15 protein-coding genes are annotated in these 17,704 nt (G+C 63.0%); 4 read left to right on the forward strand and 11 right to left on the reverse strand.

Annotated elements, in window-relative coordinates:
- The coding region (locus tag ACEW8Q_RS06550) for a hypothetical protein (RefSeq protein WP_373503249.1) at nt 1–275 on the reverse strand (275 nt) is incomplete at its 3' end.
- Between the two features lie 6 nt (nt 276–281).
- On the reverse strand, nt 282–1,493 hold the full coding sequence (locus ACEW8Q_RS06555) for a glycosyltransferase family 2 protein (protein ID WP_373503250.1): 1,212 nt from the start codon (nt 1,491–1,493) through the stop codon (nt 282–284).
- Nucleotides 1,494–1,758: 265 nt separating this feature from the next.
- On the opposite strand from ACEW8Q_RS06555, the gene ACEW8Q_RS06560 reads away from it, so the two are divergent.
- Entirely contained in the window at nt 1,759–3,144 is a 1,386-nt protein-coding gene (locus ACEW8Q_RS06560; protein ID WP_373503251.1) for a nucleotide sugar dehydrogenase, read from the forward strand.
- 1 nt (nt 3,145) lies between these two features.
- On the opposite strand, the gene ACEW8Q_RS06565 is transcribed toward ACEW8Q_RS06560, so the two are convergent.
- From ACEW8Q_RS06565 to ACEW8Q_RS06590, 6 genes are all read right to left on the reverse strand, one after another.
- On the reverse strand, nt 3,146–4,870 hold the full coding sequence (locus tag ACEW8Q_RS06565; protein WP_373503252.1) for a SulP family inorganic anion transporter: 1,725 nt from the start codon (nt 4,868–4,870) through the stop codon (nt 3,146–3,148).
- 17 nt (nt 4,871–4,887) lie between these two features.
- The gene (locus tag ACEW8Q_RS06570; protein WP_373503253.1) at nt 4,888–5,154 is read right to left on the reverse strand and encodes a helix-turn-helix domain-containing protein; all 267 of its coding nucleotides are present in this window, start codon (nt 5,152–5,154) and stop codon (nt 4,888–4,890) included.
- Nucleotides 5,155–5,247: 93 nt separating this feature from the next.
- Nucleotides 5,248–6,084 (reverse strand): bifunctional allantoicase/(S)-ureidoglycine aminohydrolase, encoded by an 837-nt coding sequence (locus tag ACEW8Q_RS06575; RefSeq protein WP_373503254.1) that lies wholly within the window; start codon nt 6,082–6,084, stop codon nt 5,248–5,250.
- A gap of 106 nt (nt 6,085–6,190) precedes the next feature.
- Entirely contained in the window at nt 6,191–7,477 is a 1,287-nt protein-coding gene (locus ACEW8Q_RS06580) for a L,D-transpeptidase family protein (protein ID WP_373503255.1), read from the reverse strand.
- A 121-nt stretch (nt 7,478–7,598) separates the two neighbouring features.
- A complete protein-coding gene (locus ACEW8Q_RS06585) occupies nt 7,599–10,106 on the reverse strand; it encodes a calcium-binding protein (protein WP_373503256.1) in 2,508 nt (835 codons plus the stop codon).
- Between the two features lie 106 nt (nt 10,107–10,212).
- Nucleotides 10,213–12,264, reverse strand: a complete 2,052-nt coding sequence (locus ACEW8Q_RS06590; protein ID WP_373503293.1) for an NAD(P)-binding protein — start codon at nt 12,262–12,264, stop codon at nt 10,213–10,215.
- A gap of 91 nt (nt 12,265–12,355) precedes the next feature.
- Between ACEW8Q_RS06590 and ACEW8Q_RS06595 the strand changes: the two genes are divergently transcribed.
- Together ACEW8Q_RS06595 and ACEW8Q_RS06600 are read left to right on the forward strand one after the other, a co-directional pair.
- Nucleotides 12,356–13,333, forward strand: coding sequence for a threonine/serine dehydratase (locus tag ACEW8Q_RS06595; RefSeq protein ID WP_373503257.1), 978 nt, complete (start codon nt 12,356–12,358; stop codon nt 13,331–13,333).
- Between the two features lie 30 nt (nt 13,334–13,363).
- Nucleotides 13,364–13,756 (forward strand): DoxX family protein, encoded by a 393-nt coding sequence (locus ACEW8Q_RS06600; RefSeq protein WP_373503258.1) that lies wholly within the window; start codon nt 13,364–13,366, stop codon nt 13,754–13,756.
- A 21-nt stretch (nt 13,757–13,777) separates the two neighbouring features.
- On the opposite strand, the gene ACEW8Q_RS06605 is transcribed toward ACEW8Q_RS06600, so the two are convergent.
- Complete coding sequence (locus ACEW8Q_RS06605) at nt 13,778–14,431, reverse strand: hypothetical protein (RefSeq protein ID WP_373503259.1); 654 nt, start codon at nt 14,429–14,431, stop codon at nt 13,778–13,780.
- 129 nt (nt 14,432–14,560) lie between these two features.
- Here ACEW8Q_RS06605 and ACEW8Q_RS06610 point away from each other — a divergent pair, with 129 nt between their 5' ends.
- Nucleotides 14,561–15,718 carry an MFS transporter gene (locus ACEW8Q_RS06610; protein ID WP_373503260.1) on the forward strand — a complete coding sequence of 386 codons (1,158 nt, stop codon included), beginning with the start codon at nt 14,561–14,563 and terminating at the stop codon, nt 15,716–15,718.
- On the opposite strand, the gene dgcA is transcribed toward ACEW8Q_RS06610, so the two are convergent.
- Nucleotides 15,702–16,682 carry an N-acetyl-D-Glu racemase DgcA gene (gene dgcA / locus ACEW8Q_RS06615; protein WP_373503261.1) on the reverse strand — a complete coding sequence of 327 codons (981 nt, stop codon included), beginning with the start codon at nt 16,680–16,682 and terminating at the stop codon, nt 15,702–15,704. The genes ACEW8Q_RS06610 and dgcA overlap by 17 nt on opposite strands.
- A 1-nt stretch (nt 16,683) precedes the next feature.
- A complete protein-coding gene (gene dgcN, locus ACEW8Q_RS06620; protein WP_373503262.1) occupies nt 16,684–17,694 on the reverse strand; it encodes an N-acetyltransferase DgcN in 1,011 nt (336 codons plus the stop codon).
- Between the last annotated feature and the right edge of the window lie 10 nt (nt 17,695–17,704).

Genomic DNA, 17,704 nt, shown 5'->3' on the forward strand with positions numbered 1-17,704 from the left:
ATGATGCGCGGCGGATGTTTCGCGCCAGCCAGTGCCGCGACCAGCAGCGAGCGGGCCTCGTCGGGTTTCGTCAGGTCGATGATGACGCAATGCGCCTTGTGCTGTGCGGCCGCCATGAGGGCGCCTGCGACCTTGGGTTCCGCGCTCAGCGAAATGGCGGTGCCGAGAGGGGCGAGAGCCGCTGCGATCAGGGGCAACTCGTCGCCGACATAGATCACCGTTCGCGGCGCAGGAGCCGCGGACGAAGTGCCCGTGTTGGCGACGTGGGTGTTCATGCCGGATCAGCCCGCCTTGGCCGCGGGCTTGGCGCCCCGCGTTTCCCAGGAGGTGGTACCGAGCGTCGCGATCGCGAGGGGCGTCAGCGTGATGTACATGACCGGGAACACGAAGGCCATGGAGAGAAACCATATGCCGGAGGTCCGCGCGAATTCAGGCAGCTTGTGCTTGTTGAGTTCATAGGGAAGCGCGAAGGCGGTGACGAGGAGGGCATGTTCCAGCATCGGGACGACAAAGCCCAGCCGTACGATCTGGCTCACCAGGAAGAGCGGGTAGAAGAACAGCAGGAAGGCGATCGAGATGTAATGAACGAGAACAACCGGGTTGAACCGGTTCATGTGCGGGATCGCGGTGATGAAGTCGATGGTATTCGACCTGCGCCATCGCAATTGCTGGCTGAGGTAGTTGCGGATCGTCGCCGGCGCCTTGGTGAAGCAGCGCGATGTGAAGCACAGCCGTGTGCGGTAGCCACGCTCCACGAGCTTTCTCGTGAGGAAGCGGTCCTCGCCGTACTTGACCTCGTCGCCCAGAAACGTGCGCTGCTCGAGATCGGCATCGACGGAGAGCAGTGCGGCGCGCTTGTAAAGGGTGAGGCAGCCCGACAAGCACATGACGTGATCGAAGGCGTTTTCGAGATTCTTCAGGAACTGGTAGCCGATCCAGTACTTCACCGCCTGCATGCGGGTGAGCCAGTTCTCGTCGGCGTTCGAGACGAAGACGCAGCCGCCGACGGCGTCGGCGCCCGAGGCATACATGTGCCGCACGAGATTCTTGAGGGAGCTGTCTTCGACGATGACATCGGAATCGACCGAAAGTACCAGCTCGCTGTCGATCCTCAACACCGCATTCTTGATGCCCAGGCGCTTGCCCATGTTGCGCGGGTTCTTCTGCACATCCATCCACGGGAAGTCGGCCTGCGCGGCCTTCAGGTGATCGTAGGTGCCATCCGTCGAGCAGTCGTCGACAAAGACGACGCGGAGACGGTCACGCGGATAGTCGAGGGCGGCAAACGACGCGGCGGTCTTGCGCACGCTCGGGCCTTCGTTGAAGACCGGCACCACGATGGCAACGCGCGGCCAGACCATGGGGTCCTTGCCGAAGCCGGGCGTGGTCCGGCCGTCGGACAGCCTCAGCAGCGAGCCGAATATATAACGATTGGTGAACACGATCAGCACGAGGATCGCGAACAGCCACTCGATGACCACTAACGAAAGCATACACACTCACTCACAGGGCATTACGCACCCTTGGAGAGCCAATTACATCAGCTCCCTGAATCGACAGTAAGTGCCAAAGCATTGAGTTGCAGTTAATGCTGGGTAATTCAACAGTTAGACGTTGAGTTGAAGTAGCCGGAAAAAGTTCAGGCTACACGAACCACGTTCAATCCTTCAGTAAGGTTGAGGCCCGTTAACCAGGTTGGTTTACTCGCGTTACACGAGAGTGGAGTTGTCTGTGTCCAACAAACGGGGACGCAGAAACATGCTTGTGAATACTCTTCTGGTTGCGGATCGTGGGGATGAACCGCACCTCAAGGACCATCTTCGCCTCATCACCGAGCCGCCGCCGCCGCTGCCGGACGCAGCGACGTGCCGCGTAGCCGTGATCGGGCTGGGCTATGTCGGGTTGCCCTTGGTACTTGGGTTCGCCAAGGCCTCGCGCGCCATCGGGCTCGACATTTCGAAGTCCAAGATCGAGGAATTGCGCCGCGGCATCGACTTCACTGGAGAAGTGAACGGCGAGGAGCTGCGTGTCGCCGATGCAGATTTCACCACGGACACCTATGCCCTGCGCGAGGCCGACGTCGTCATCGTCTGCGTGCCGACCCCCGTGAACAGCCACAACCGGCCGGATTACGGACCGCTCCTCGCGGCATCGCGCACCATCGGCCAGCATTTGAAGCGCGGATGTGTCGTTGTGTTCGAAAGCACCGTCGATCCGGGCACCACGGAAGAGCGCTGCCTCCCCGTGATCGAGCAGGTCTCGGGCCTCAAGGAAGGCGTCGACTTCTATCTCGGCTATTCGCCGGAGCGCATCAATCCGGGCGACCCGACCCGCAAGCTCGCCGACATCAAGAAGATCGTGGCAGGCTCGACGCCTGCGGTCACGGACTTCCTCGAAGGGCTCTACTCGCGCGTGGTGAATGCAGGCCTGTTCAAGGCAACCTCGATCCGCGTGGCAGAGGCAGCCAAGATTCTCGAGAACACGCAGCGCGACGTGAACATCGCGCTGATGAACCAGATGATGGCGCTGTTCGACAAGATGGGCATCCGCTCCACCGACGTGATCGCGGCGGCGGGCTCCAAGTGGAACTTCCACCACTATCGTCCTGGCCTCGTCGGTGGCCACTGCATCGCGGTCGATCCGTATTTCCTCGTCGATGCCGGGCGCCGTCATGGCCTCGCCATGGAACTCGTGGCCGCTGCGCGCGCGGTGAACGAGCAGACGCCGCATTACCTCGTCGAAAAGCTCGAGGAGCAGTTCGGCGCGCGGCGAAATGGCCTGCAGGGCGCGCGCATTCTCGTGCTCGGACGGAGCTTCAAGGAAGACTGTCCCGACACCCGCAATTCCAAATGCTTTCCCATGATGGATGCGATGTGGAACCGGGGCGCGGAAGTGTTCAACTTCGATCCCGTGGCCTTCGACGATCATTTCGAGGGCGGGCGTGGCACCAAGATCATCGACGATCCCTTCGCGCATGGTCCCTATGACGCCGTGATCGTCACTCTCACGCACACGGTGTTCCGCCATCAGTTCGATGCGGCAACGCTCGTCTCGCTCGCGGGCAAGCATGCGCCGCTGATCGACATGCGCGGCAGTTTCGATTCACCGGAAGTGCGCGACTGGTTCCGCTACTGGCGGCCCTGATCTATCCTGCGGTGCCCGCCGTCTCGCGATAGAGGCTGAGGGCATCATCGACATTCGCAGCGAAATCGACGGCGGGCGGCTTCACCCCATGGGTGAGGAGCGCCCGCCGGATATCGATGTTGGCACCCGCCACGAAGAGCCGGACATTGCGCCGGTGCGCCTTGTGGGAGAGACCCTCCATCACGTTTGCCCCGGTCGAGTCGAGAAACGGCACGCCCGAGAAATCGACGATGAGTGCCCTGTGCGTATCCTGGATGCGGTCCAGCACAGACGCGATCGAGGCTGCGGCACCAAAGAAGAATGCGCCCGTGATGCGGTAGATCACGATTTCCGGATTGGCCGCGCGTGCCTCGTCATAACCGCCGCGCGGTTGCTCGCTGTCGGCCATGTCTTCGCCCACGAAGGGCGTGTGGGTCTCGACTTCCGTAGCCTTCGACATGCGATGGATGAACAGGACTGAGCCTAGGGCAAAGCCCACGACGATGGCTTCGGTAAGGTCGCGGAAGATCGTCAGGAAAAACGTCGCACCCAGTACCGCGGCATCGCCCCAGCCGGACCGTACCAGGACCGCGATCGCGGGCTTCTCGATCATGTTCCAGGACACGATGGCGAGAACGCCTGCGAGGGCAGCCAGCGGGATATAAGCTGCTAGCGGTGCCGCGATGATCATGAAGGCGAGGATGAACACGGCATGGAGCATGCCGGAGACTGGCCCATGCGCGCCCGCACGCACGTTGGTGGCGGTGCGCGCGATGGTGCCGGTCACGCAGAAGCCGCCGAAGAGGGCAGAGCCGATGTTGGCCGCGCCTTGCGCCACGAGTTCGCAATTGGAGCGGTGGCGGCGGCCCGTCATGCCATCGGCCACGACCGCCGAGAGGAGCGATTCGATTGCGCCCAGAAGTGTGAAGGACAAGGCGGCGGGAAGAACCTCGATGATCTTCTGCACGGAGAGAACCGGAAGAGCCGGGGCGGGCAGCATCTTGGGGATGCCACCGAACTGTGAACCGATGGTGGCGACGGGCAGGTGAAGCCCCGCTGTGACGGCGGCGGCCACCGCGACCGCGACGAGCATGCCCGGCCAATGCGGACGGAACGTCTTGAGGCCGAGGATGATCGCAATGGTTGCCACTGACAGCGCTACGGCGGCAGGCGTCAATGTGGGCAGGGACTGCCAGAGCACGGGCAGCTTCTCCAGCAATGGGCCGGGTTCGCTTGCGACAGTGAGCCCCAGCAGTTCCTTGATCTGGCTTGCAAAGATGATGACGGCGATCCCTGCCGTGAAGCCCACCGTGACCGGGAAGGGAATGAACTTGATGAAGGTGCCGAGCCTCAGGAAACCGATGGCCGCCAGCATGATGCCAGAGAGGAATGTCGCGAGGATCAAGCCATCCATGCCGTGCTGCGCCACTGTCGCGGCAACCAGCACGATGAAGGCGCCCGCTGGCCCGCCGATCTGGAAACGCGATCCGCCGAGCATGGAAACGATGAATCCGCCCACTGCGGCCGTGTAAAGCCCCTGTGCTGGTGATGCGCCGGACGCGATGGCGATGGCCATGGAGAGGGGAAGCGCCACGATGGCCACGGTGAGGCCTGCGATAGCGTCGGTCCGGAGGTTCGAGAAGCTGTAGCCCTCGCGCAGCACCGTCACCAGCTTGGGCGTGAACAGTTCGGCGAAGCTTGCGCTGCGTGGCGCGGGTCTTGATGAGGATGCGGTATCGACGGACATCGGGGGACTACCCTTGCTCAGGAGTTCGGCGGCACCTTTCCCGTCCGGAAGCGGACGCCCCGGCCGCCGCCGGAGCTTACGGCACCCTCGCCGAGCAGTTCAATGCCAGCGCCTTCGAGCGCCTCGACGACCTTCACGAGACTATCGACCACGCCTCTTACCTGACCATCGCTCGCCTCCATGCGCTGGATGGTCGGAAGCGAAAGCCCAGCGCGTTCGGCCAGCGTCTTCTGGTCCATGCCGAGGAGGGCACGGGCAGCGCGGATCTGGCTCGATGTGATCATGGCTTGACCAAGGGATGCTTTGGGAACATCTGGAATGTAATAATCCAGCTTCCAGGTGTCAATGTTGATGTTTTAAACATCAATTATGATGCTTCATCGCAAGAGCGGATTTCTCAACCTCATGTGCCGGTTAACGTCCTTGTAGAGCAGGTAGCGGAAACGGCCGGGGCCGCCGGCATAACAGGCCTGCGGGCAGAAGGATCGGAGCCACATGAAGTCGCCTGCCTCGACCTCCACCCAGTCATTGTTGAGGCGATAGACGGCCTTGCCTTCCAGCACATAGAGGCCGTGTTCCATCACATGCGTCTCGGCGAAGGGAATGATGGCGCCGGGCTCGAAGGTGACGATGTTCACGTGCATGTCATGACGAATGTCAGACGGGTCTGCGAAGCGCGTGGTCGCCCACTTGCCGTCCGTGCCGGGCATGGCGACAGGCTTGACGGCATCATCGCTGGTGACGAAGGCCTCGGGCATGCCGATCCCCTCGACCTTTTCGAATGCCTTGCGGACCCAGTGGAATTTCACGGGCTCCGAGGTCTCGTTGGTCAGCGTCCAATTGGTGCCGGGCGGTATGAAGGCATAGCCGCCAGTCTTCATCTCATGGCGCTGTCCTGATAGCGTCAGGGTCATGGCGCCATCCACCACGAAGAGCACGCCCTCGGCCTCCGGGTCTGGTTCCGGCCTGTCGCTGCCGCCGCCGGGAGCGACCTCCATGATGTATTGCGAGAAGGTCTCGGCGAAGCCCGAGAGCGGGCGTGCGATGACCCAGGCGTGGGTCTTGTCCCAGAAAGGCAGCAGGCTGGTGACGATGTCGCGCATCACGCCCTTGGGGATCACCGCATAGGCTTCGGTGAAGACCGCGCGGCCCGTCAGGAGATCGGTCTGCGGAGGGTGCCCGCCAAGGGCGGCGTAGTAGCTGCGGTTCGTCATGTGTCGGCCTGGCTCGTCCTGCTGGTTGCAGAGACGAGGGATAGAACCGCGGCACGAAAGCCGCAAGCGCGCTCGTCAGCAGGCCGCGCTAGTAAGTCTTGTCGCGTCAGAAGGTCTTGGGCTGGGGCTGGCCGTAGATGAAGCCGGTGCCGTCGAGGCCGTAGACATCGGGGCGGAAGTTCACGCGTCCGTCCTCGGTTGCCCAGGCGGTGAGATAGATCCAGCGCACGTCAGGGCCGTTCTCGATCTTGAGATCGAAATTCTCACGGCTCGACACAACCATCTCGTATTGCACTTCATCCATCTGCGCCATGGTGCGGTCCATGATCCATCGCACCACGGTCGCTACCTGGTCGATCCGCACGCAGCCCGAGCTTTCGAAGCGCACATTGCGGCCGAACAGCTCGCGATGCGGCGTGTCGTGCATGTAGACCATGTGGTCATTGGGGAAATTGATCTTCACTGAGCCCAGCGAATTGTGATCGCCCGGTTCCTGCCGGAAGAAGTAGCGCTCGGGCGGCGTGGTCGTCCAGTCGATGAACGCGGGATCGATCTCGGGGCCACCGACGCCGTCGAAGATGCGGATCTGGTTGTCGACGAGGTAATTGGGGTCGGCCATGTATTTCGGCACGATGTCGCGATCGACGATCGAGGCCGGGATCTTCCAGTAGGGATTGAAGTTGATGTCGCTCACCTTGCTGGCGAGCGTGGGCGAGGGCCGTTCGAGCTTGCCCACCACGATGTTATGGCGCGAATAGACCCGGCCGAATTCCACCGTTTCAAGTTGAGCTGCGGGAATATTGACGAGGATCGAGCGGTCGGTGAGATCCTGCGCATAGGCTTCGACACGCGGCAGGTTCTCGCGCAGCATGCCGAGGCGGGTTTCGGCGGGCACGTTCAGCTGCGCCAGTGTCTTCTCGGCCACGATGCCAGAGGGCAGCACGCCATGATTGATCTGGAAGGCGCGCACGGCTTCCATCAGTTCATCATCATAGACCGCAGCGTTGTCGCCGCCCAGACTGTCGAAGGGAATGTAGTTTTCGGCAACCAGCCGCTGGCGGAGCGCAATGACGGCTTCACCTTTCGAGCCCTTCTTGAGGGTCTTGGAGCCCAGCTGCTGCCAGCCGCCGCCGGCCACGAATTCCTCGTACATGTAGATGGCGCCCGTCAAGGCGTCATAGGAGCCAGGTGACAGCATCGGCACTTGGTCGAGGCCAGCGACGATCTCGGTCTGGGTTGCGAGCTTGCCGTTCTTCGGAGCGGTTTTCGCGGGCACGCTCGCAATCGAGCTGGTGAAGATGGGCTCCTCGGCGAGAACGGGCACGGTTGAACCCATGGCCAGCAGGCTGCCCATGGCGAAAAGGTTCCGGTTGAATACGCGACGCGACAGCACGGCTTTCCCCTGACTTGCTCGATCTCACACTGGTCGAGTTTGGTAAATGGTGTCTTAAGTGTGAGAAATCTAGCGCCTGCCTGCGTCAGGAATGAGGCGGGCCGAGGCCCGCCTCCCCATGTCAGATGATCACAAAGTCGTCAACGGACAGGCCGGTCAGGTTGCCGTCGATCCGCGCCACGAGCTGACCCGGGTCGCTGTCGTCCCACATCTGCTCGTAAAAGCGGAGCTTGCCGTCTTCCGTCACCACAAAGCCAGGGCCAAGCGCTTCCGGCCGCTCGCCGAAGGAAATGAGGTTTCCGACCTCCGTCCCTTCCGGAATGCCGAAAGCCGCGGCCGATATTGCAAGAATGTCCTCGCCCAAGGTGAAGTCGGTGACATTGTCGATGCCATCGCGCGAGCCGAACACGAAGGTGTCCGCCCCGCGGCCACCTGTCAACCAGTCGCGGCCCGCACCACCATCGATGATGTCGTCGCCCTGCCCGCCCTCGATCCGGTCGGCGCCGCCATTGCCGTAGAGGATGTCGTTGCCGCCGTTGCCGAATATCTGGTCGTTCTCGTCCGTGCCGGAGATCAGGCCGCCTGCATCACCGCCGATCATGCCGTTGGCGAGCACGAAGGACTGATCGTCGATCTCCACGAACTCGATGCGGCCGGCATTGGTGAAGTGATCCTTGATGAGGATCGAGCCGCCGCCGGAGAGCGTGATGCGGAGATCGGCTCCTGCGCGGACAGAAGCGGTGACATCTGTCAGTTCGGCGAGCTGAAGAACGTCGCTGGCGCCGCCGGAGTCGGAAATGCGGTCGGCTGCGCCATCGTTGTCGAAGACCTCGTACTCATCGTTGCCGTCACCGCCGAACATCTTGTCGTCGCCTTCGCCGCCATCGAGTTCGTCGTTTCCGGCTCCGCCGTCGAGCACGTCGTTGCCTCTGCCGCCATCGAGTATGTCGTTGCCGGTTCCGCCGTCGATCGTGTCCCTGCCATCACTGCCAGTCAGCAAGTCGTTTCCGTTGTTTCCAGAGAGCCTGTCATTGCCGTTGTCACCGGTGGCGACATCATCGCCGCCGCCGCCTGTCAGCACGTCATTGCCGTCGTCACCGATCAAGAGGTTGGTCTCGGAATCGCCTGTCAGCCTGTCATTGAACGCGCTTCCGATGATCCGTTCGATACTGACAAAGCTGTCGCCCTCGGCGTCGGCACCCGTTCCCACGCCAGTCGCCAGGTTGGCCGTGACGCCGGCTGATGAGCCAGAGTAGGAGACAAGGTCGATGCCGCCGCCTCCATCGTAGGCATCCGCGCCGGCTCCGCCTTCAAAATCGTTGAAGTTGCCGTCGCCAATGAGGAAGTCTGCAAATGCGCTGCCGGCAACGACTTCAATGCCGCTGAGCGTGTCACCATCCGCATCGCCGCCGGAGCCCAGTCCGGTCGCGAGGTTCACGGTGACACCAGCCAGCGATGAACTGTAGTCGGCCGTATCGCCGCCTCCATCGCCGCCAACGATTTCGTCCGCTCCGGCTCCACCCGCAATCCTGTCGGCGAATGCGCCGCCAAACAGATGATCGTTGCCGTCGCCGCCCGTGATGAGGTCCCTACCTTCTCCGCCCTGGATCGTGTCGATACCCTTGCCGCCGTCGAGGGCGTCGTCGCCGTCACCTCCATCAAGCCTGTCGTTGCCATCGCCACCGAGCACGGTGTCATCGCCCGCCAGCGCGTTGATGATGTCGTTGCCACCGCGGCCTTCGAGGCGATTGTCTATAGTGTTCCCGGTGATGGTGTCGCCAGCGGCCGTCCCGCGCACGCCCTCGATGCTGACCAGGGTGTCGGTCTCGAAGAGGCCGCGCTTCGCGGTGCCCGTGAGGAGATTGACCGTCACGGACTTGCCAGCAGGCCCGGAGATTTCGTCCACCGCATCCCATGAGGCGATGTCGAAGCCATTGCCGCCGTTCAGCAGGTCGTCGTTGTGGCCGCCGGCCAGAATGTCTTCGCCGTCGCCGCCGAAAAGGTCGTCATTGCCGGTGAAGTCCTCGAAGGGCTCGGCGCGGGCGCCGACCAGCACATCATTGCCGGCGCCGCCGTAGAGGACGTCATCATTGACGCCGCCGATGAGCTTGTCGTTGCCGGCATCGCCGAACAGCGTGTCGTTGTTGAGCTCGCCGATGAGGAGATCGTCGCCGTTGCCGCCGTGTATCTCGTCGTCGAAGCTGTCGCCGCGCACCTCGTCGTTGCCATCACCGCCGAAGATGATGTCGCGCCCGGCGCCGCCGTTGAGGTTGTCGTCGCCCGCCCCGCCGTCGAGCCTGTCGGAACCTTCCTCGCCGAACAGCGTGTCGTCGCCATCGTTGCCGTTGATGATATCGTCGCCGAAGCCGCCGCGCGCGGCGTCAGCTCCGCCGCCTGCATTCAGGATGTCGTTGCCAGCTTCGCCGAACAGATTGTCGTGCTCATCGCCGCCCGAGAGATTGTCATCGCCGAGGCCGCCGAAAAGGTCATCCTCTCCATCGCCGCCGATGAGAACGTCGGCGCCTCCATTTCCGATCAGACGGTCATCGCCGTCGAGACCTGAGATCGTGTCTCCCCGTATTCCGCCTTCAAGTAAGTCGTTTCCCGAACCGCCGATGATGGTCGCCATGATGTTCCTCCTGAGTGTTGCGTTTCGACACCCTCGAGGGAGAAGCATAAGCTCGGCCTGAGCCGTGGCGATGTTACGCAGGTTACACTTTGGGGTTTTCCTGGAGTCAGTCCGACAGGGCCGTGACCTCGCGGCGGAAGGGAATTTCGAGGTGGTCGAGTGCGGGTGTGCCGAAGGTTTCGGCAAAGTTACGGCCCGAGTGAACCGCCGCCGCGATGGTTCCGGGTCCGAAACAGTCGCCCGCGCGGGTAGAGGCAATGCCCTTGGCCGGCAATTGGCGCCACAGTTCATCGACGGGTGTCCGGGCGGTGACCAGAACTGCCGCGCCCGCCGGCAGTTCCGAGGCTTCGCCTGTGAACACGCAGTCCAGTGTGACATGGTCGGCGGCAATGGCAGAGACGGCCTTGTTGGCGATAATCTTCACGCCCAGCGTGATGAGGCGCGCCTGGATGACTTTCTGTTCAAGTGACGCCTTGGTGAAGGACGAGGCCACGGCAGCGGGCGTTACCAGGGTCACCTCGTGGTCTTCCTTGCGGAGAAGCTCGGCAAGAACGCCGCCCATGTAGTAGTGATCGTCGTCAAAGATCGTGACGGTCTTCGCGCGTGGCCGCCTGCCCGCCATGAGATCGTCCGGGGTCAGCACATCGGCATCCGGGGCAATCCCGATGGGCGCGGTGAAGTGACGGCCTCTTCCATTACGCAGCCATGTGGCTCCGGTCGCCAGCAGAACGTGATCGGCTCCGAGTTCGGCAATCGTCTCGGGCGACATTTCGCTTTCAAGGTAGAGCGAGACGTTTGGCATCTTGCCGATCTGCAAGAGACGCCAGTCGCGTACGCGGCCCCAGGCGGAAAGGCCGGGGAGACGGCATTCCCTCGCGACGCGGCCACCGGCTTCGGACGCCTTGTCGGCCACAGTGACCTGATAGCCGCGCTGGCCCAGTGCGCGCGCCGCTTCCAGCCCAGATGGTCCTGCGCCGATGACGAGGATGTGCCTGTCCTCGTGCTTGGTACGAATCTCTTCGGGGTGCCATCCGCGCCGCCATTCCTCGCCCATCGAGGGGTTCTGCGTGCAGCGGAGCGGCGACATCGTGAAGTCGTGGGTGACGCAGATGTTGCAGCCGATGCATTCGCGGATGTCGTCGAGGCGCCCGTCCCTGATCTTGTTCGGCAGGAACGGGTCCGCAATCGACGGACGCGCCGCGCCGATCATGTCCATGATGCCTTGCTTGATGACGCGCACCATGGCATCGGGCGAGGTATAACGCCCTACGCCGACGACGGGTTTCGTCGTGAGCTTCTTGACGCCCTTGATGTAGGGCTCCTGAAATCCCTCCTCCGAAAACCGCGAGGTCTGCGAGTCCTTCGACCAGTCGGAGAGCGAGAGGTCCCAGAGGTCCGGCAATTCCGCCATCATGGCGATGGCGTCTTCGACCTCGGCGGTTTCCAGTCCCGCCGAACCCTGGAACTCGTGCATGGCAATGCGCACGGGAACCGCGCAGGTGTCGCCCACGGCATCCTTGGTGTCCTCGATCACCTCGCGCAGAAGCCGGGCGCGGTTTTCGAGCGAGCCGCCATATTCATCGGTGCGGAAGTTTGTGGCACGCGACAGGAAGTGCTGGAAGATGCCGAGCCCGTGGCCCGCATAGACATAGACGAGATCGAAGCCCGCTTCCTTCGAGCGGAGTGCTGCTTTTCGGTGCGCGCGCCTGAGGTTTCGGATGTCTTCCTTGTCCATGCCGCGCGCCTCGACAGGGTCGTTGAAATAAGAGCCTGTCGGCATCGGGCTCGCGGCGATCGGCACCTCGCGTGACCAGAGATTGCTGGCGGTGTAGCCCGAGTGGCAGAGCTCGATTCCGGCGAGCGAGGAATGCTCGTGAATCTTCTCCGCGATGCGCGCCAGCATGGGGATGTCGTGATCGCTCCACAGCCTCAGCTCCACGTAGGGCGACACATCCGCCGTGTGGTGGATTTCCACCATCTCGGTGCAGACCACGGCCCAACCGCCTTCCGCCTTCATGCCGCGCATGGCGGCCAAGGCCGAGGCATCGCGATGTCCCATGCCGTTGCAATGCGGCACCTGAAAGAAGCGGTTGCGCGCCACATGGGGGCCTATGCGGACAGGTTCGAAGAGAATGTCGTAGCGCGGATCACGTGTCATCATGGGCTCCCGGGGTTGCTGCCTTCTTCTGTAGCAAATCGCGGGTGGGCTCGGCTATGCTTACTCGCGACAGGGTCAAGCAGGGGACGTCATGCTTCCGACATTCAGCGACATCGAGAAGGCCGCGGAGCGGATCAAGGGTTATGCGGTCAGGACTCCGGTGATCGAGTCGCCGAAGCTCAACGCGTTGACGGGCGGGCGCATTCTCATCAAGGTGGAGTGCCTGCAGCGCACAGGCTCGTTCAAGTTCAGGGGCGCGTGGAACTGTATCTCGCAGCTCGATGTGAAGACCACGCCGGGCGGCGTCGTCGCCTATTCCTCCGGCAACCATGCGCAAGGCGTTGCGGCGGCGGCACAGATCAAGGGGTTGCCTGCGCTGATCGTGATGCCGGCCGATACGCCGCAGATCAAGCAGGACAATACGCGGAGCTATGGCGCCGAGGTCGTCACCTATGACCGCGCCACCGAGATCCGCGAGGAGATTGCCGCGCGCTACATGAAGGAGCGGGGTGCCGTGATGGTGCCGCCCTTCGAGCATGAAGACATCATCTCGGGGCAGGGCACGGCCGGACTCGAACTGGCGGAGGAGGCAGCGCTTCGCGGCATTCTGCTTGACGATGTCCTGGTGTGCTGTTCCGGCGGCGGGTTCACGGCGGGCGTGGCGCTCGCCATGGAAGCCAAGTCACCGGGAACGAAGGTTCATTCCGTGGAGCCCGCCGGTTTCGATGACTATGCGCGGAGCCTCAAGAGCGGCAAGATCGAGAAGAACCCCAAGGCGTCAGGCTCGATCTGCGATGCGCTGATGTCGGTGTCGCCGGGCGAGATGACCTTCGCCATCAACAGCAGGCTGCTGGGCGAGGGGCTGACGGTGACCGACGCCGAAGCGGCCGAGGCGGTGCGATTTGCCTTCGAAGTATTGAAGATCGTGGTGGAGCCGGGCGGTGCGGCGGCACTGGCGGCCGTGCTTTCGGCCAAGATCGAAACGCAGGGCCGCGCCATCGGCCTGATGGCTTCAGGCGGCAATTGCGATGCCGAAATGTATGCCCGCATCCTGCGGCGCGAACTGTAACACCGTCAGACCTGAACAGGAGGAGTTTCGATGAACCGGCTCTTCGATCTTGCTGAACTCGCAGGCAGACTGCTTCTGGCCGCGCTCTTCCTTTTCGACGGGTGGGTCGTCGTCAACGACTACAGCGGCACGGCGGAATTCCTCACAGCGAATGGCGTGCCGGCCGTCATGCTGCCGGCGGCGTTGCTGACGCAGGTGGGCGGCGGCATTCTTGTGGCGCTGGGTTTTATGACGCGGCTGGCGGCACTGGCACTCGGCGGCTTCTGCCTGATGACGGCGTTGTTGTTTCACGCGTCATCGGACCCGAACGAACAGATTCAGTTCTTCAAGGACCTGGCCATCGCTGGCGGGTTCTTCGTCCTCATGGCGCATGGTGCCGGCCGCTATTCGATTGATGAGCGGTGGCGCCGCCGCCGGACCTGATGAGCCGACGGTTGGAGGCGATCAGGATGCCTCGGCCATCTCGTTCTGCAGCGGCACGTCGATCTCCTCGCCGGGCTTGTGGCGGATGATGACGATGCGGCGTTTCGGCGGCGCCTCGGCCTGAGGCGCAGGCGTTACTGTTTCAGGCGCGGCCTGCGGCACGGGAGGCGGAGCTGCCTCGGTCACCGGTGCCGTCGACGCAACGGGTGCTGCCGGTGCGATCTCCACATCGAGGCTGGCCTGCTCGGTGCGGCGGATCACGACGCGGGCGCCTTTGGGCGTATCAAGCTTGGGTTCGGGCTTGGGCGCATCCGGCACTGCGGCGATCTTCGCCTGCGGGGCGGGTTCGAAAATCTCCTCGTCCTGCCTGAAGAACTTCATGTGCTTGGGGGCGAGATCGGATTGTGGCACCACCGGTGCTGTGGAAGGGGCCGTGCCCGGTTCGCGCGCAATTGCCTGTGCGAGGCGCGACATGAGCGCATCGTGGTTGGCGCTGACGGCGCTTTCGATCCGCCGCATGCTGTCGAGCAGGCCCGACGTCTCGGATGATCTCAGGCGGCTCGCATATTCGGTGAGGAACCAGCGTCCGCGCGGCGTTTCCATCACAGCGTCGCGGATCGATTCAAAGTCCTTGGGCGACAGGCTGTCAGCCCCGCCCTTGCCACTCGACGTCATACTCAACTCCACACACAAAGAGATGACCGGACCCCTGCAAACATCGCAGGGCACCTCTTCGGCCCATTATTGTGGCGAGTGGTGAATCTTTGGTTTAGAGCCCGTCTCCGTTCATTTCATTTCTTCATCATGTCATCGCGCATTTTCACCCTGAGGCTCTCCGCCTTCAACGCATTCCTGTTTCTGGGGAGCGGCATCCAGTTGCCGTTCCTGCCGCTGTGGCTGAAGGACAAGGCACTGACTGATGCCCAGATCGCGCTGGTGATGGCGCTGATGATGGCCATCCGCATCCTCGCGATGCCGCTTGGAGCTTATCTCGCGGACCGTTCGGGCAACCGCAAACTCGTCATTAGCTGTGCCGCCTTCGGCGCCTTTGCCTGCTATGTGGCGCTGAATTTCATGAGCGGCTTCGTGCCGATCCTGCTCACCGCCATCCTTGCGGCGGCCGTGCTGGCGCCCGTCGTGCCGCTCTCCGAGGTTCTGGCATTGGAGGGCAGCGCCCACTACGGCATCGACTATGGCCGCATCCGCATGTGGGCGTCCCTGAGTTTCCTGTCGGGGAGCCTCATTGCCGGAGCGCTGCTGGAAGTGATCCCGGTGAGTGCGGTGGTGCTGCTGATCTGCGGCGCGCAAGGCTTGGGCGCGCTGATGACGCTGGTGCTGCCGCATGACAGGGTGATCCGGAAGCCCGCGAGCGGAACCATCAGCATGAAGGCGGTCGTCGCCGTGGTGACGGGCGCAACGTTCTTCATCTTCCTTGCGGCGTCGAGTATCGCGCAGTCGAGCCACGGTCTGCTTTACGCCTTCGGTTCAGTCCATTTCGACGCGCTCGGCTATTCCAAGTTCTCGATCGGCAAGCTGTGGGCGGTGAGCGTCATCACCGAGATCCTGATGTTTGCGTTCTCGAACGTCTTCTACAAGCGGCTGGGCGCGGTCAATCTCATCGTCATCGGCACGGCTTGCGCGGTGGCGCGCTGGTCTGTCATCGGCATGGGCCCGCCCATCGTCATCATGTATCTGGTGCAGATGCTGCACGCGGGCACCTTCGGCTTTACCCATCTCGGCACCATGCACTACATCCGCGAGAAGGTGCCGGACAGCATGCGGAATACCGCGCAGGGCCTCTATTCGGCGCTGTCGAGCGGCGTCCTCATGTCGGCGACCATGTGGTCGTCGGGACCGCTCTACGAAGCCTATGGCGGGTCGGCATTCTTCGTGATGGCGGCTGTGGCACTCATCGCCTTCGGCCTCGCGCTGATCCTGAGGCGCGTCAGCCCCAGAGGCTAGCGGGCGGCGGATACATCAGGCTCCCATCGAAATGGATGCCGGGCTCGCGATCCTGTTTTAGCAGCAGGGGCCCGTCGAGGTCGATGAATTCGGCCATCGGCGAGAGCAGGAATGCGGGTGCCATGCCCAGCGACGTGGCCAGCATGCAGCCCACCATGATCTTCAGCCCCCGGGCCTTCGACGCTTCTGCGAGCGCAATTGCAGGCGTCAGGCCGCCGGTCTTGTCGAGCTTGATGTTGATGGCATCGTACTTGCCGATCATGGCGTCGAGACTGTCGAGGCCATGGGCGGATTCATCCGCGCAGACGGTGACAGCGCGCTTGATGTGGCGCAAGGCCTCGTCATGTCCGGCGGGCAGCGGCTGTTCCACCAGTTCGACACCCACATCGGCGCAGGCGACGAGCATGGCGGGGAGGTTCTCGGGCGTCCAGCCTTCGTTGGCATCGACGATAAGGCGGCTGTTTGGCGCATTCCTTCGAATAAGCCTCAAGCGATCGGTATCGCCCTCGCGGCCGAGCTTGAGTTTGAGCAAGGGACGGCCGGATGCTTTCGCTGCGGCCGCGCCCATGGCCTCGGGTGTGTCGAGGCTGAGTGTGTATGCGGTGACGGCGGGCTGCGGTTTGGGAAGGCCCGCAAGGGTCCACACTGGTTTTCCAAGGCGCTTGGCTTCAAGATCCCATAGGGCACAGTCGAGCGCGTTTTGCGCGGCGTGGGGGGCGACAAGAGCTGGCACGTCTCTATGGCTGAAGCCTTCCTCGATCTTGTCTCGTGCGGCTTCGAGTGCTGCCATCACCTGCGGAACGGTTTCCTCGTAGCGCGGGTATGGGACGCATTCCCCATGTCCGGTGTGCGTGCCGTCGCTCAACGTGACGGTTACGACATGCGCCTCGGTCTTGCTGCCGCGTGAAATCGTGAAGCTGCCGGCAATGGGCCAGCGTTCTTCGTCAATCGTCAGCTTCAGCATGTTAGCGACCGTAGCGGCGGATCAATTCGTCGATGATCGGTTCGACACCGGTTCGAATCGGGTCGACACAGGGCAGGCCATGCCCCTCGCCGGTTTCCTTGAGATAGGTGCGGGCCACCTCATCGGACAAGTGCTCGGTATTGATGGCGATGCCGATGCAGGCGATGGCCGGGTTGGTAAGCTGGCCTTCGATGATTGTGCGGTCGATGACCTGCTGGATCGTAGGTAGCGGATGCTTGACGCCGCGCATGGTGGCGCGGGTCGGCTCGTGGCAGACGACGAAGGCATCGGGCTGGCTGCCGTGCAGCAGGCCCAGCGTCACCCCGGCGAAGGAGGGGTGGAACAGCGAACCCTGGCCTTCGACGATGTCCCAGTGATTGGGCTCGTTGTCAGGGCAGATCCATTCAGCGGCACCGGAGATGAAGTCCGCCACCACGGCATCGAGTGCTATGCCCCGGCCTGAGATCAGTACACCCGTCTGCCCAGTGGCGCGGAAGTCGGATGAGAGGCCGCGCTTGTGCATCTCGCGGTCGATGGCGAGGGCCGTATATTTCTTGCCGACGGAGCAATCGGTGCCAACCGTGAGCAGGCGCATGCCGGGGCGCTTGGTTCCCTTGCCGGTCGTAAAGTTGATATCGGAGAAGCGCACGTCGTGAAGTTTGCGGCCATGCCTTGCAGCCGCAGCGGCGATTGCCGGAATGGAGGACAGGCGCTTGTGAAGGCCGGTCGCCACGTCGAGCCCGGCTTCGAGAGCAGCCACGATCTCGGTGACCCAATGATCGGGCAGGACGCCGCCGGCATTGACGACGCCCACCACCATGGTCTTGGCGCCCTTGGCCGCGGCCTCGGTAATCGACAGGTCAGGGAGGCCCGTATCGGCCTTGCAGCCGGGAAGCCGCATCTGTCCTACGCACCACTCGGGCCGCCAGTCGACCACGCCCATGGCGGTCTTGGCGGCGAGCTGGTCGTGGACGTCGCCAAGGAAGAGGAGATAGGGCTTGGCGATGTCCATGTAAGTGTCC

It is taken from the genome of Aestuariivirga sp., from assembly GCF_041738905.1.
Classification (GTDB): Bacteria; Pseudomonadota; Alphaproteobacteria; order Rhizobiales; family Aestuariivirgaceae; genus Aestuariivirga.